This is a genomic window from Rhodococcus sp. EPR-157 (assembly GCF_001647195.1).
Lineage (GTDB): Bacteria > Actinomycetota > Actinomycetes > Mycobacteriales > Mycobacteriaceae > Rhodococcoides.
Genome location: NZ_LVCV01000236.1, coordinates 1 through 17411 on the forward strand (window position 1 = coordinate 1; position 17411 = coordinate 17411).

The 17411-nt window shown below is 64.3% G+C and carries 1 protein-coding gene; it reads left to right on the plus strand.

Annotated features, from left to right (window positions below; genetic code table 11):
• Window positions 1–17411 (plus strand): non-ribosomal peptide synthetase (locus A2J03_RS10790; RefSeq protein WP_068373286.1); only part of this gene is annotated, 17411 nt, incomplete at both ends.

Sequence of the window (17411 nt, forward strand, 5' to 3'; positions counted from 1 at the left end):
GCTCGCACGACCGCGGTTCTTCGGCGCTCGGGTGGAATGGTCTCCAACGTCGTTCCGCTACGACTCGACGTGTCGGCGGAGACCACGGTCGAACAGTTACTCGCACGCATCGGGACCGAGGTCACCGGTGCGCTGCGGCACCAGCGTTATCGCCACGAGGACATCCGACGTGACGCAGGCGGGGCAAGCGGCCAGGCGTCGTTCTTCGGGCCCTGGGTCAACATCATGCTGTTCTTCGGCGAGGTGCGACTCGGCTCCATGGTCGGAGGCATCAACATACTTTCGACGGGCCTGATCGAGGATTTCGGTCTCAACCTTTATCAGAGCGTCGCGGGCAGCAAGACTCACATCGATTTCGAATCGAACCCGAACCTGTACTCGTCCGAGGAATCGGAGCGGAACCACAGCAGATTCGTCGACTTCTTCGATCGGTTCGTCGAGTCGGCTCCCGACACTCGTGTGTGGGATCTCGCCCTTGTCACCGAAGACGAACAGAGGCAGGTTCTCCGGTCCTGGAACGACACGGCGCGGGAGCTCGTCCCGGCCACGTTGCTGTCCGAATTCCATGCGCGAGTGGACGCCGACCCGTCCGCGACGGCGCTGGTGTTCGAGAACCGATCGCTGTCCTACGGTGAACTCGGCGCGCGAGTCGGTGGCCTTGCCCGAATCCTCATCGACAAAGGTGTCGGGCCCGAGACTCTCGTAGGTTTGTCTATTCGACGGTCGCTGGATCTGGTCGTCGCGATGTACGCGATCGTCGAGGCCGGCGGTGCCTGGGTTCCGATCGATCCCGATCACCCCGCGGATCGCACGGCCTACATCCTCGAATCCGCGCAGCCGCTGTGCGTGCTGACCGTCTCACGCGATGCGGTCGAACTTCCCGCGGGCACGGACGTCGTCGAGGTCGACCTGGTCGACTTCGGGAAGCTGAGGGGATCACGCGTCGAGGACCGAGAAAGACTGTCCCCGTTGCGGATGGACAACACGGCGTACGTGATCTATACCTCGGGCTCGACCGGCCGCCCCAAGGGCGTTGCGGTTTCGCACGCGGCAATCGACAATCAGCTGCAGTGGATGACCGCCGAATACGGTCTGGAATCCTCGGACGTCTACCTCCAGAAGACCGCGACGACGTTCGACGTGTCGTTGTGGGGCTTCTTTCTTCCGCTTCGAGTCGGCGCCACGATGGTGCTCGCGACTCCGGACGGTCATCGTGACTCGATCTACGTCGCGGACAAGATCGCCGAGTACGGCGTCACCGTCACCGACTTCGTGCCGTCGATGTTGTCCGTCTTCGTGGCCAACGCGCCTGCCGGGACATGTGGTTCTCTTCGGCACGTATTCGTCATCGGTGAGGCGCTGCCGGCGGAAACCGCCGCGGCGTTCCGTGATCTCTCCCGTGCGGGTCTGCACAACCTGTACGGTCCGACCGAGGCTGCCGTGTCGGTCACGTACTACGAGAGTGGAATTGCGGATCTCAAGACCGTTCCGATCGGCGTACCGGAGTGGAACACCCGAACGTTCGTCCTGGACGGGAGACTGCGCCCGACGCCGATCGGCGAGGCAGGCGAGCTCTACCTCGCCGGTGTTCAATTGGCGCGCGGTTACGTCGGGCGTCCCGATCTGAGCTCGGATCGCTTCGTTGCCAACCCCTTCGGGTCGGCGGGGGAGCGAATGTACCGCACAGGCGACCTCGTCAAATGGCGCGCCGACGGCACGATCGATTACATCGGCCGTACCGATTTCCAGGTCAAGTTCCGCGGCCAGCGCATCGAACTCGGCGAGATCGAGACGGTTCTTCTTGCGCACGAGTCGATTTCCCAGGCTGTCGCGCTCGTCGTTCCCACCGCGACCGGTGAACAATTGGTCGCCTACGTCGTGCCGGCGCCCGGTACCGCGATCGACGCTGCCCAGGCGGTGGAGTTCGCCGGACGGTCACTGCCCTCGTACATGGTCCCGGCCTCGATCATGGTGCTGGACGCACTTCCGCTCAACACGAGCGGCAAGCTCGACCGCAAGGCCCTGCCCGAGCCGGTGTTCACCAGTGTCAAGACGTACCGAGCGCCACAGAGCCATGCCGAATACGTGGTCGCGGGCGTGTTCGAGGACGTCTTGGGCGCAACCCACGTCGGTCTCGACGAGGACTTCTTCGAGCTCGGCGGAAACTCGCTGATTGCAACACAACTCGTTACCCGTGTCGGGTCGGCGCTCGGTATCCGACTGGGCGTACGCGAGTTGTTCGAGGCGCCGACCGTTGGCGCTCTCGCTGCTCGTGCGGAATCGGCGTCGGTCGTCGGCAACGACGCCCCCGTGCTCGAGGCGCGTGATCGGCCCGACCGGATTCCGCTCTCGCCCGCACAGCAGCGGATGTGGTTTCTCAACCGCTTCGATCCGTCGACCGCGGTGTACAACCTCCCGTTCACTGTTCGTCTGACCGGCAAGCTGAATGTCGAAGCGCTGTCGGCCGCGTTCGCCGACGTCGTGCGCAGGCACGAATCGCTTCGCACCATCTATCCCGAGGTCGATGGCTCGCCGGAGCAGGTCGTACTCGACCCTGCCCGCGTTCCCACGAACATAGTGCCCACGCGGATCGCTCGCGAGAACTTGTCCCGGCATCTCGGTGAGCTCGTGGGCAAGGGCTTCGATGTCACCGTCGACGCGCCGTTCCGTACCGCGATTTTCGAGATCTCGCCGACCGAGCACGAGTTCGCGATGGTGCTCCACCACATCGCCGCCGACGGTGCGTCGTTCGGTCCTCTCGCCCGCGACGTGCTGGTCGCGTATTCCTCACGCGCGGACGGTCGTGAGCCGGACTGGTCGCCGCTGAGCGTGCAATACGCCGACTACGCGCTGTGGCAGCGCGCGGTACTCGGACCGGAATCGGACCCGACATCGCTGTCCGCGCGTGAAATTCGGTACTGGAGCGCCACACTCGAAGATCTACCCGATCAGCTGACGCTGCCGTTCAGTCGTCCGCGTCCTACCGTCTCGTCCAACTCCGGGGCCAAGCTGCGCATCGAGCTGCCCGCGGAGCTGCACTCGGCGCTTGCCGGACTTGCACGTGCGAACAGTGCCTCGCTGTTCATGGTGATGCAGTCCGCGTACGCGATCCTGCTCGCCAGGCTCAGTGGCACCACCGACATCGCCATCGGTGCGCCCGTCGCCGGGCGCGGAGAGCCCGCACTGGACGACCTCGTCGGAATGTTCGTCAACACTCTCGTCCTCCGTACCGAGGTCGATCCAGGTGACTCGTTCGAAACCCTGGTCGGTCATGTTCGGGATACAGACCTGTCCGCATTCGCACACGCGGGCGTCCCGTTCGAGCGATTGGTGGAAGTCCTCAATCCGGCGCGCTCGACGTCACGTCATCCGCTGTTCCAGGTCGCGCTCTCGCTCGAATCGGCAATGTCTCGCGAACTCAACGTGGGCGGATTGCGTGCGGTAGCAGACGAATTCGACGTCCCGATCGCCAAGTTCGACCTCCAGCTGTGGTTGACCGAGCATCACGACGACGACGGCATGCCCGCCGGTATCGTCGCGGTCTTCGAGTACGCCACCGATCTGTTCGACGCCGAACTCGTCGCGAGTTTCGCAACGAGATTCACGGCGATCCTGAACTCGGTCACTGCGGATCCTCGCCGGCCGGTCGGGGACGTGCAGATCATCGAGGCGGACGAGTATCGGTCCGTTGCATCGGACTGGAACGTCTCGGGTGTCGATGTCTCCGAACCCACGACCCTGGTGAACCTGTTCGGCGACGCGGCACGTGCTTACCCGTCGAATGTTGCGGTGACGTTCGGCGACAGCTCGCTGACCTACGCAGAGTTGGACTCTCGAACCAATCGACTTGCGCGCCTGTTGATCTCGCACGGGGTGGGGCCGGAGACACTGGTCGCCATTGCGCTGCCTCGTTCGATCGAGTTGGTCGTCGCGCTTCTCGCTGTGGTCAAAGCAGGCGGGGGATACCTTCCACTCGATCCGAACTATCCCGTCGATCGCATGGAGTTCATGCTCGAGGACGCTCGCCCGATCAGCATTCTGTACTCGGGCGCAGCTGGCGTCGAATTGCCGGCGGACGTCGAAAAGCTCTGTGGTGCAAGATCGCTCGATCTCGATGAGGTAGGTCTCGAGGCGCATTCCGACGCGCCGATCGCCGACGCCGATCGGCGTGGTCCCCTCGGACCCGACAATATCGCCTACGTGATCTACACCTCGGGCTCGACCGGCCGACCCAAGGGCGTTCTGGTCTCGCACCGCAACGTGGTGCGGCTGTTCGCGAACACCACCGAGGTGTATCGATTCGGTGCGGACGACGTGTGGACGATGTTCCACTCCTACGCGTTCGACTTCTCGGTCTGGGAGCTGTGGGGTCCACTGCTGTACGGCGGACGACTCGTGGTGGTGGACTACTTCACCTCGCGTACGCCCGAGGCGTTCCACCAATTGTTGGTCGACGAGCAGGTCACTGTTCTCAACCAAACGCCGTCGGCGTTCTATCAGCTGTCCGAGGCGGATCGGACCGCCGTGCACGCCGCCAGCGTCGACCCAGGGTCCAATGGTGAGGTCTCACATCTCGACGGTGAGATCGGACAGGCCGACGCTCGTGCCTTGAGGTATGTGATCTTCGGTGGCGAGGCGCTCGAACCGCGCCGCCTCGCAGGGTGGTTCGACCGGCATGGCGATGCGCAGCCTCGGTTGGTCAATATGTACGGCATCACCGAGACGACAGTGCACGTGTCGTATCAACACTTGACGGAGGCCGCTCTCGCCGCGACTTCGGCTTCGGTCGTGGGTAAGCCGATTGCAGGTCTTCGCGTGTACGTCCTCGATGCGCGCCTGCATCCCGTGCCTATCGGTGTCCCGGGCGAGCTCTATGTCGCCGGTGGCCAGCTGGCACGGGGTTACCTCGGCAGGCAGGACTTGACGTCGGTTCGATTCGTTGCCGATCCGTTCGGTTCGGGTGACGGGCACTCGTTGCTCTACCGCACCGGTGACGTCGCACAGTGGAACGCAGCCGGTGAGCTGGAATACCTGGGACGCTCGGACGACCAGGTGAAGATTCGTGGGTTCCGAATCGAGCTCGGGGAGATCGAAGCCGTTGTCACCGCGCAGGACTCGGTCACTCAGGCCGCCGTCATCGTCCGCGAGGACATGCCGGGCACGGCTCGGCTGGTGGCCTACGTCGTGGGTGAGAACTCGAACGGCGGTGCCACGAACGGCAGTATCACGAAGGGCGGTGCCACGGTCGATGTGGATGCGCTGCGCGCCAACGTGGTCGAGCAGTTGCCGGAGTACATGGTGCCATCGGCATTCGTGGTTCTGGACTCCATCCCGCTGACGGTCAACGGAAAGCTCGATCGTCGGGCGCTGCCTGCACCGGTGTTCGAGGTACGCGAGTTCCGTGCGCCGACGACTCCGATCGAGGAGATCGTCGCCGAAGTGTTCGCCGAGGTGCTCGGGGTCGAGCGGGTCGGTCTCGACGACGATTTCTTCGAGCTGGGCGGCAACTCGCTGATCGCAACCCAGGTCGTTTCTCGGCTGGGCGTGGCGCTGGATGCCAGCGTTCCCGTGCGCATGCTCTTCGAGGCATCCACCGTCGCGCTCCTGGCAGTGCGGGTGGAACAAGCAGCAGGCGAGGGCGGTCGCACCGCGCTCGTCGCTGCTGTACGGCCCGAGCGCATCCCCTTGTCCCTTGCGCAGCAACGGATGTGGTTCCTCAATCGGTTCGACCGCGATTCGACGGCGTACAACATTCCGTTCGCGCTGCGACTGACCGGCGAGTTGGACGTGGCGGCGCTGCAGGTTGCCATCATGGATGTCATCGACCGCCACGAGTCGTTGCGGACCGTCTACCCGGACACCGCCGAGGGTCCACGACAGTGCATTCTCGACGCTGCCCAGACCGTTCCGAATCTGACTCCGATTCTGACGTCGGCCGCGGACATCCAGCGGCAGGTATTCGCGCTGGCCTCCACCACGTTCGACGTGACCGTGAACGTTCCCATCCAGGCCCGGTTGTTCGAGATAGGACCACGTGAACACGTGGTTGCGATGGTTGTCCACCACATCTCGGCGGACGGTTGGTCGATGGGCCCGCTCGCCCGCGACATCATGATCGCCTACGCGGCTCGGACGGCGTGGGAGCATCCCAACTGGTTGCCACTGGCCGTCCAGTACGCCGACTACAGCCTGTGGCAGCGTTCTGTTCTCGGCTCGGAGGACGAGTCGGCCTCGCTCATTTCGAGCCAGGTCGAGTACTGGGCCGACATCCTCGCTGGACTTCCGGATCAACTCGACCTGCCGACCGACCGACCGCGGCCGAGCCGTCAGTCGTACAAGGGCTCGTCCATCCGGTTCGAGATCCCAGCGGAGATCCACCGCGAGCTGTCGGTCCTGGCGCACGCGCACAACGCGTCCCTGTTCATGGTCGTCCACGGTGCTCTTGCCGTCCTCCTTGCCAGGCTGTCCGGGACGGGCGACATCGCCATCGGAACGCCGGTTGCAGGTCGCGGCGATGCCGCGCTCGACGATTTGGTCGGGATGTTCGTCAATACTCTGGTGCTGCGCACCGATATCGATGCGTCGAGATCGTTCTCGGAACAGATCGGTCGAGCGCGGGAAGTGGCGCTCGGTGCGTTCGGGCATGCGGATCTGCCGTTCGAACGCCTCGTCGAGGTACTCAATCCGGCGCGTTCACAGGCGCGCCACCCACTGTTCCAGGTAATGCTGTCGTTCGAGAATCTCACCCGGACACACGTCGAACTTCCCGGTCTCTCGGTCGACAGTGTCGCGCTCGACGCCGAGGTCGCCAAGTTCGACCTGCAGCTCAACGTCACCGAGTCGATCGGAGTCGACGGGCGTGGGCAAGGAATGTCCGCCGAATTGACCTATGCGATAGACCTTTTCGATTCGGAGACCGTCCGTAGCTTCGCATCTCGATTCGTTCGGGTGCTCGAAGCGGTCGTCAGGGATTCTTCGGTCGCAGTGGGCGATATCGATCTCCTCGACATCGGCGAGCGCGAGCGCGTCGTGTCGACGTGGAACCGTACGCAGCATGATCTCGCCCCGGGTCGCACGCTGGTCGACCTCTTCGATCGTCAGGTCTCGGCCACTCCCGACGCGAAGGCAGTGGTCTACGAAGGCGAGAGATTCACGTACTCGGATTTCGACGCCCGAGTCAACCGTCTTGCACGGCATCTGATCTCGATCGGGGTCGGTCCGGACATGCTGGTCGGTCTCGCGATCGGCCGCAGCCTGGAACTGCTGGTCGGAATGTACGCCATCGTCAAAGCAGGCGCCGGGTACGTGCCGATCGATCCGACACAGCCGGCCGAGCGCAACGAGTACATCGTGTCGACCGCGTCGCCGGTCTGCGTGTTGTCCACCACGCGTGATCATCTCGAACTCGCCGACATCGAGGTCATTGACATCGATGTGCTGGATGTGGACGAGTTTTCGAGCGCGCCCGTCGTCGACAGTGACCGAGTGTCTCCGCTGCGTGAATGGAACACGGCGTACGTGATCTTCACGTCCGGATCGACCGGACGGCCCAAGGGCGTCGCGGTGGCGCATTCGGCCATCGTCAACCGTCTGCTGTGGATGCAGAACGAGTATCCGATCGGCGCCGACGACGTAGTGCTGCAGAAGACTCCGTCGACGTTCGACGTGTCGGTCTGGGAGTTCTTCTGGGCTCTGCAGACCGGGGCGTCCGTAGTGGTCGCAGTGCCCGACGGCCACCGCGACGCCGTCTACCTACTCGAACTCATCCAGCGCGAACGTGTGTCGGTCGCGCACTTCGTGCCGTCGATGTTGGCGGTATTCGTCCCGGAGGTCGAGGTCCGCCGCGCAGCCGGAAGTTCATTGCGTCTCGTCTTCGCCTCGGGGGAAGCACTGGCCCCGACGACGGCACAGGCGCTACGTCGAGCACTGCCCAGGGTCTCCCTGCACAACCTGTACGGCCCCACCGAAGCCGCCGTCGATGTCACTTATCACCGGGTGAGCGACGTCGACACCGTGGTGATGCCGATCGGCGCACCTGTGTGGAACACGTCGGTGTTCGTGCTCGACGCCCGTCTGTCGCCGGTGCCGGTCGGTGTTGCAGGTGAGCTGTATCTCGCGGGTGCTCAACTGGCCCGCGGATACATCGGACGGCCCGACCTGACCGCCGACCGATTCGTCGCAGACCCGTTCGCGCAGAACGGAAGTCGGATGTATCGCAGCGGTGACGTCGTGCGGTGGAATCGTGCGGGCGAACTCGAATACATCGGCCGGAGCGATTCACAGGTCAAGCTCAGAGGACTGCGAATCGAGCTCGGCGAGATCGAGACAGTTCTGCTCGAGAATGCGCAGATCCAGCAGGCAGCTGTGCTGGTGCGCGGCGAGCAGTTGGTCGCCTACGTGGTCGTCGCGCCCGAGACCGATCTACGACCTGTCCGGGCAGCGTTGGCCCAGCGACTGGCCGAGTACATGGTGCCGTCCGTGTTCGTGCCGATGACAGAGTTTCCGCTGGGTGCGACCGGCAAGTTGGACCGCCGCGCGCTGCCCGATCCGGTTCACGTACAACGTGAGTACCGCGAACCCGTCACCCCGACGGAGCAGACGGTCGCTCGCGTGTTCGCCGAGGTTCTCGACGCCACCGAGGTCGGGCTCGACGACGACTTCTTCGAGCTCGGTGGAAACTCGCTGATCGCAACGCGGGTCGTGACGCGACTGGGTGCGGCCCTCGATGCGGAAATCGGCGTGCGTTCGCTCTTCGAGAATCCGTCGGTCGCCGCACTGGCTCAGGTGCTTGCCGAGAGGGCGGGCGCCGGCCGACGCAAGCCGTTGGTTCCGCAGGTGCGCCCCGAGTTGGTTCCCCTGTCGCTTGCCCAGCAGCGAATGTGGTTCCTCAACAGGTTCGATACGGCCTCCGGGGTCAACAACATTCCTGTTGCCGTTCGACTGTCCGGTCTGCTCGACCGGCAAGCACTCAACGTGGCGGTTGCCGACGTGCTGGATCGGCACGAGTCCCTGCGAACTGTCTTCCCCGAGGTCGATGGCTCGGGGCACCAGTTGGTGCTGCCGACGAGTCAGGTCATCCCGGATCTCGCGCCGATCGAGATCTCCGGAGGAGACATCTTCTCGGTGCTGGAAGAGGTTGCGACGACGGGCTTCGACGTCACCGTCGAACTGCCGCTTCGCGCGCGCTTGTTCGAGATCAGCCCGACCGAGCACATTTTGGTACTGGTCGTCCATCACATCTCCACGGACGGCTATTCGATGGGCCCGCTGACTCGAGATGTGATGACCGCGTATGTCGCGCGATCCGAAGGGGTGCAACCGAACTGGTTGCCGCTGCCGGTTCAGTACGCCGACTACAGCCTGTGGCAGCGTGACATGCTCGGGCACGAAGACGACCCGGACTCGCTGCTGGCTCGTCAACAGGACTACTGGAAGACAACTCTCGCCGGGATACCTGCGCAGTTGGACCTGCCGGTGGATCACCCGAGGCCTGCCGTCGCATCCAATCGCGGCGCCGGAGTGACTTTCGACATCGACCAGGACACTGTGAACGTCCTGACCGACGTCGCGCATCGCCACAGCTCGTCGTTGTTCATGGTGATGCACTCGGCCTTCGCTGTTCTGCTGGCCCGCATGTCGGGAACCGACGACATCGTGATCGGTACCCCGGTGGCCGGGCGCGGTGAGTCGGCGCTCGACGATCTGATCGGCATGTTCGTCAACACGCTCGTTCTTCGGACCCCGGTCGACGGGCGTGCACGTTTCGAAGAGGTGCTCGCGCGCACTCGCACGACGGACCTCGCGGCCTTCGCCAACGCCGATGTTCCGTTCGAGCGGCTCGTCGAGGTGCTCAACCCAGCTCGCTCGCAGGCTCGCCACCCACTGTTCCAGGTGATGCTGTCGTTCCAGAACATGGAGCGGACCAATCTGGAGCTGCCTGGACTGTCGGTCTCGATGGTCGATTTCGCAACCAAGGGGTCGAAGTTCGACCTTCAGTTGACGATGAGTCAGAAGGTCGACGAGTACGGGGTCGGCGCGGGGTTGTCCTGTCTCTTCACCTACGCGACCGATCTTTTCGACGAGCCTACCGTCGAGGCGCTCGCGGACAGGTTCCAGCGCATCGTGCAGGCAGTCGGTTCCGATCCGGCAATCATCGTCGGCGACATCGATTTTCACGATCCCGACGAGTACGACCGACTCGTACGGTCGGTCAACGACACCGACCACGACCTCGACGACAGGCACACCTTGGTGTCTCTCTTCGACGCTCAGGTTGCACGCACCCCGGACGCGCCTGCGTTGGTTCTGGCATCGGAGACCGAAGAACCGTCTGCTGTGCTGAGTTACGCGGAGTTCGACGCACGAGCCAACTCCTTGGCTCGGTGCTTGATCGACAGGGGTGTGGGGCCGGAGTCCACGGTCGCGCTGGTCGCACGACGTTCCTTCGAGCTGTTGATCGGCATGTATGCGGTCGTCAAGTCCGGCGCTGCGTACGTACCCATCGATCCCGATCAGCCTTCCGCGCGCAACGAACACGTGCTGGCGACCGCACAGCCGTCCATCGTCCTCGTCACTGCCGACATCGCCGAGTCGCTGCCTACGGATGCTCCGATCTGTGTGTTCGACCTGTTGGATCTGAGCGATGTGCCGTCGACACCGATCACGGATGCGGACAGGACTTCGCCGTTGCGACCGGACAATCCCGCCTACCTGATCTTCACCTCGGGCTCGACCGGCAAGCCGAAGGGCGTCTCGGTCAGCCATCGCGCGATCGTGAACCAAATGCTGTGGCGACAGGATGTCTACCCACTGTCCGACGCCGACGTGTTGATTCAGAAGACACCGGCGACGTTCGACGTGTCGGTGTGGGAGTTCTTCTGGGGGTTGGAGAACGGTGCCTCACTGGTCATCGCGCCCCATGACGCGCACCGTGATCCGAGCCGGATCACCCGCATCATCGAGCGGGAACAGGTGACGCTGGCGCACTTCGTTCCCTCTGTGCTGTCGGTGTACGTCACCGACGTCGACACCGAAGCGTGCCGTTCGCTACGGCTACTGTTCGTCGGCGGCGAGGCGCTCACGCCGTCTACGGTGAACCGAGTACGGCGTGTGTTCCCCGGAGCTGAGCTGCACGACCTGTACGGACCCGCCGAGACGGCCGTGGATGTCACCTATCACGCTGTCACGGAGGCTGATTCCGCGCACGTGCCCATCGGGGTGCCGCTGTGGAACACTCAGGTCTACGTGTTGGACAACCGGATGCACCCGGTGCCCGCGGGCGTCCTGGGAGAGCTGTACGTCGGTGGTGTTCAGCTCGCTCGGGGTTACGCGAACCGAACGGACTTGACGGCCGAACGATTCGTGGCGAATCCATTCGGAGAGAAGGGCACTCGTCTCTACCGTACCGGTGACCTCGTGCGGTGGAATCCTGCCGGTGAGCTGGAGTACGTCGGACGCAGCGACTTTCAGGTCAAGCTTCGTGGTCAGCGCGTCGAACTCGGTGAGATCGAGTCCAGTCTTCGCACCGCAGGCGAGAATGTCGACGATTCGGTCGTCGTCGTTCACTCCGACGCGCGAGCAGGCGATCGGCTCGTCGCCTATGTCGTACCGTCGCCAGGCCGATCCATCGATTCTGCTGCGCTGCGTTCGGCACTGAAGGCGTCGTTGCCGTCGTACATGGTCCCGTCCGCGTTCGTGACGCTGGACTTCCTGCCGCTCAATGCCAGTGGCAAGCTCGACCGTCGCTCTCTGCCGGTGCCCAGCATCGACGTCGCGCAGTTCCGTTCGCCCGTCACGCCGATCGAGGAGATCGTCGCGCAGGTGTTTGCGGACGTTCTCGGCACCGAAAGGGTCGGTCTCGACGACGATTTCTTCGAGCTGGGCGGAAACTCGCTGGTCGCAATGCAGCTGGTATCGAGGCTCGGTGCCGCGCTCGAGACGAGCGTCGGTGTTCGCGAGCTGTTCGAGAATTCGGCTGTCGGTGCGCTGGCCGCCAGTGTCGAACGGAAGGCCGGAACAGGTGGTCGTGCCAAGCTCGGGCGGCAGGTCCGTCCGGCGCAGATCCCGCTGTCCCTTGCGCAGCAACGGATGTGGTTCCTCAACCGGTTCGATACCGAGTCGGCCGTCAACAACATCCCTGCGGCAATCAGGCTCACCGGCGCCCTCGATGTGGATGCGCTCACGGCAGCGGTGAGCGATCTGCTGAGCCGTCACGAGTCGCTCCGTACGGTCTACCCCGACGACGACGGATCCGGATATCAGAAGATCCTGGCCGTCGGTGATGTCGCGCTCGATCTGGCACCGGTGCTCGTCCACGCGGACGAACTGCCGGCGAAGATGTACGAGCTGGCCGCCACCGGCTTCGACGTCACACTGCAGGTCCCGTTCCGAGCCCGTCTCTTCCGTGTCTCGGCGGATGAGCACGTACTGATGTTCGTGGCACACCACATCGCCGCGGATGGATTCTCGATGTCTCCGCTGGCGCGGGACGTGATGACCGCGTACGTGTCCCGCACGGAAGGCCAGGAGCCCGGTTGGCCGATGCTCGACGTCCAGTACGCGGACTTCGCCATCTGGCAGCGACAGGTACTCGGTTCCGAATCCGATCCGGGATCGCTGCTCGCGCAGCAGGAGTCGTACTGGCGCGATGTCCTCGCGGAATTGCCGGACGAGGTGACATTGCCGTCCGATCGGCCGCGCGGCGAGGTTGCGTCGGGTCGAGGCGACGTAGTGTCCTTCGAGGTGACCGCTGCCGTTCACCGACAGTTGTCGATGCTGGCGCGCGAGAACAACGCATCCTTGTTCATGGTCGTCCACAGCGCGGTCGCGGTACTGCTCGCCCGCATGGCGGCTACCGAGGACGTCGTCGTCGGCACGCCCATCGCAGGTCGCGGAGATGCCGCACTCGACGACGTGATCGGCATGTTCGTCAACACGTTGGTCCTGCGAACCGATGTGGACGCTTCGGCAAAGTTCAGCGAACTGCTCGCGACATCGCGTGATGTGGATCTGGCTGCGTTCGCGCACTCCGACATTCCGTTCGAGCGACTGGTCGAGGTGCTCAATCCCGAGCGCTCACAGGCCCGCCACCCGCTGGTTCAGGTGCTGCTCGCGTTCCAGAACATCCGTCGGACCGAGTTCGAACTACCCGGCCTGGCCGTCACACCGGTGGACGTCGACGCTGCGACGGCCCGCGCAGATCTGCAGTTGACGGTCACCGAAGCGGTCGCAGCCGACGGGGCTCTCGATGGCCTGCAGGTGTTCTGGACCTATGCCACCGATCTCTACGACAGACGCACCGTCGAAGAGTTCGGAGCGCGATTGCGGCGCGTTCTCGACGCGGTCGTCGACGATGCGGACGTGGTGATCGGCGAGATCGATCTACTCGGTTCCGAGGAACGAACATCGGTGACGTCGACCTGGGCAGGCGTCGACGGGGTTGCCGCAGACGCGACCCTCGCCGAACTGTTCGGGCGTCGGGTCGAGCGTTCGCCGGAGTCGACAGCGGTGGTGTTCGGTGCCGAACGATTGAGCTACCGGGAACTCGACGAGCGCTCCAATCGTCTTGCACGTCATCTGATGTCGACGGGCGTCGGCCCGGAGTCCCTGGTCGCTGTGGCATTGCCGCGATCGGTGGATCTGGTCGTCACATTGTTGGCCGTGATCAAGTCCGGCGGCGGCTACGTACCGGTGGACCCGACGAACCCTTCCGATCGCATCGCGTACGTGCTCGAGGACGCTGCGCCCACTGCGCTGGTGACCTGGTCGGGCCGCGAGTTCACCGCGCCCCACGAACTCGACAGCGTCGACGTCGACCTCCTCGACCTGTCGGGGCACGAGTCGTCGCCGATCGACGACGCCGAGCGCAGTCGTCCGCTGCGTCCGTCCGATGTTGCGTACGTCATCTACACCTCGGGTTCGACCGGCCGCCCCAAGGGCGTCATGGTTCCGCACGTCGCGGTGGCGCGTCTCATGGCCAACACCGACGGGCTGTTCGAGTTCGACAGCAACGACGTGTGGACGCTGTTCCACTCGTACGCATTCGATTTCTCGGTGTGGGAACTGTGGGGCCCACTGCTTCACGGTGGCACTCTCGTCGTCGTGGACTACTTCACCTCGCGATCGCCGGAGTCGTTCCGCGAGTTGTTGATTCGTGAGAACGTGACAGTCCTCAACCAGACGCCGTCGGCGTTCTACCAACTGGCGGAGGTGGACCGAGTCGCACCCGCCGACGGGCAGAATCTGCAGCTTCGGTACGTGATCTTCGGCGGTGAGGCACTCGAACTGCGGCGGTTGTCGGACTGGTTCGCTCGACACGGCGATCGTTCTCCGGAACTGGTCAACATGTACGGGATCACCGAAACCACCGTGCACGTATCGCACCGCCGCCTCGACGAAGAACTGGTGTCGAGTGCCACGGGTTCCGTCGTGGGCGGTGCGATCCCGGGACTTCGTGTCTACGTGCTGGACACACGACTCCAGCCGGTTCCCGTCGGTGTGGCAGGCGAAATGTACGTTGCGGGCGGCACGTTGGCCCGCGGGTACCTCGGTCGAACCGACTTGACGGCCACTCGCTTCGTTGCCAACCCGTTCTCGGGAACCCCGGCGCACGCCGGTGGTTCGCTGATGTACCGGACCGGAGACGTCGCACGTCGAACCATCGACGGAGATCTCGAGTTCGTCGGCCGCGCCGATGATCAGGTCAAGATCCGAGGCTTCCGAATCGAGCTCGGCGAGATCGAGTCCGCAGTACTCGCCGACGACTCGGTGGGACAGGTTGCCGTCGTGGTCCGCTCCGATCGACACGACACGCTCCAGTTGGTCGCCTACGTCGTTCCCGTGTCCGGGGGGACCGTCGACGCTGCGGATCTTCGTTCCTCGGTCGCGGCAGCGCTGCCGGAATACATGATTCCGTCGGCCTTCGTGGTCGTGCCCGAAATTCCATTGACCGTCAACGGCAAGCTCGATCGTCGCGCGTTGCCGGAACCGGTGTTCGAGGTGCGCGAGTTCCGTGCGCCGGCGACTCCGATCGAAGAGATAGTGGCGGAGATCTTCGCCGATCTGCTCGACGTCGAACGCATCGGTGCCGACGACGACTTCTTCGAGCTCGGCGGTAATTCACTGATCGCGACCAGAGTGGTGGCCCGCATCGGCGCTGCGGTCGGCGCCTCGGTGCCGGTCCGTGCCCTCTTCGAGGCCCGTACGGTAGCGAAGCTCGCCGTCGAGGTCGAGCGGGCCGACGGAGAAGCTCGGGTCGCGTTGGTTGCCCGAGAACGGCCGATCGAGATCCCACTGTCGTTGTCGCAGCGTCGAATGTGGTTCCTCAACCGGTTCGATCCCACGTCCACGGCGTACCTCGTCCCGTTCGCGCTTCGGCTCTCCGGCGACCTGGACGTCGCCGCCCTCGGTGCGGCCGTCGCAGATCTCGTCGCACGCCACGAGTCGATGCGAACCGTGTATCCGGAGACCGAGAACGGACCGGTGCAGCAGATACTGCACCCGTCGCAGGCACTCCCCGAACTGTCGGTCACGGAAGTGGCTTCGGAAGCTGTCCCCGAGAAGATCGCATCGCTCGCCTCGACACAGTTCGACGTCACGACCGAGGTACCGATCCGAATCGAGCTCTACCGGACCGGTGCGGACGAACACGTGCTCGCGATGGTCGCGCACCACATCAGCGTCGACGGGGTGTCGGTCGCTCCGCTGGCTCGCGACCTGATGACGGCGTACGCCGCTCGGACCACGGGCGCCGAGCCGGGATGGGCTCCGTTGCCGGTGCAGTACGCCGACTTCAGCCTCTGGCAGCGCGACATGCTCGGCTCCGAAGACGACGCGGATTCGACGGCGTCTCGGCAGCTCGGGTACTGGACCGAAGCACTGGCAGACGTCCCGGACGAGCTGACACTTCCGTCCGATCGCACGCGGCCGGCCACCCAGTCGTTCGTAGGTGGCAGTGTCGAATTCGAGGTCGACGCAGAACTGCACGGACGGCTTCGCGATCTGGCGCGGTCGCGGGGTGGCACCTTGTTCATGGCGGTGCACGCGGCGTTCGCAGGACTGCTTGCCAGGCTCTCCGGTACCGCGGACATCGCGGTCGGCACGCCCATTGCGGGCCGCGGCGACCGCGCTCTGGACGATCTGATCGGAATGTTCGTCAACACTCTGGTGCTGCGTACACAGGTGGACGGCGCGTTGCCGTTCACCGAACTCGTCGATCGTGCGCGTGAGGTCGACCTCGGCGCGTTCGCCAACGCGGACGTTCCGTTCGAGCGGTTGGTCGAGGTCCTCAACCCCGTTCGTTCGACTGCTCGGCATCCGCTGTTCCAGGTCGGGTTCTCGTTCCAGAATCAGGGGATCACGGACCTGGCACTCCCGGGTCTCGACATTGCTGCGATGGAGATCGAGTCCGGCGTCGCACAGTTCGATCTGCACCTGATCGTCGTCGATCGTTACGACGAAAACGGGACACCCGCGGGCATGTCGGCCGAGTTCACCTACGCCACAGGCCTGTTCGACCACGCGACGGTCGAGAAGATCGCACACCGTTTCGTCCACTTCCTCGACACCGTCGTGGAACGGCCCGAAACGCCGGTCGGCGATGTCGAGCTGCTCAGCAGCGCCGAGAGAGCCCTTCTCGTCGAATCTGCGAACGCGACGGATCATCCCGTCGACCGTGACGCCACGTTGGTCTCGCTGTTCGACGAGCAGGTCGCGAGCCTCCCCGACTCGATTGCTCTGGTCGAGGGCGATCGACGATGGACCTACCGCGAATTCGATTCGCGCGTCAACGCAGTGGCGCGCTATCTGATCGGCCGCGGAGTGGGACCGGAAACACGGACGGCATTGGCGATTCGCCGCAGCGCGGATCTGGTCGTCGCGATGTTCGCTGTCGCGAAGACCGGTGGCGCGTACGTGCCTGTGGACCCGGACCAGCCGCTCGAGCGGATCGAGTACATTCTCGACTCCGCCGAGCCGATATTGCTGCTGTCCACCGAGCGCGACGGAGAAGCGTTCACCGACCGGTCGACCGCGGACACCCCCGTGGTGAACATCGACAGCCTCGACGTGTCGTCGTACGCGAGCTCAACGATCACCGACTCGGAGCGAACTGCGCCACTGCACACCGACAACTGTGCCTACGTGATCTTCACCTCGGGATCGACGGGCCGACCCAAGGGCGTCGCCGTGAGCCATGCGGCAATCGTCAATCAGTTGACGTGGAAGCGCGCCGAGTTCGATCTCGGAGCTGACGATTCGGTTCTGCTGAAGACCGCAGCGACGTTCGACCTGTCGGTGTGGGAGTTCTGGTCCGCTCCGACGTCGGGGGCGACGCTCGTCATAGCCGGGCCCGACGACCATCGTGATCCTGCGCGACTTGCCCACATCATTCGGCGCGAGTCGATCACGACGCT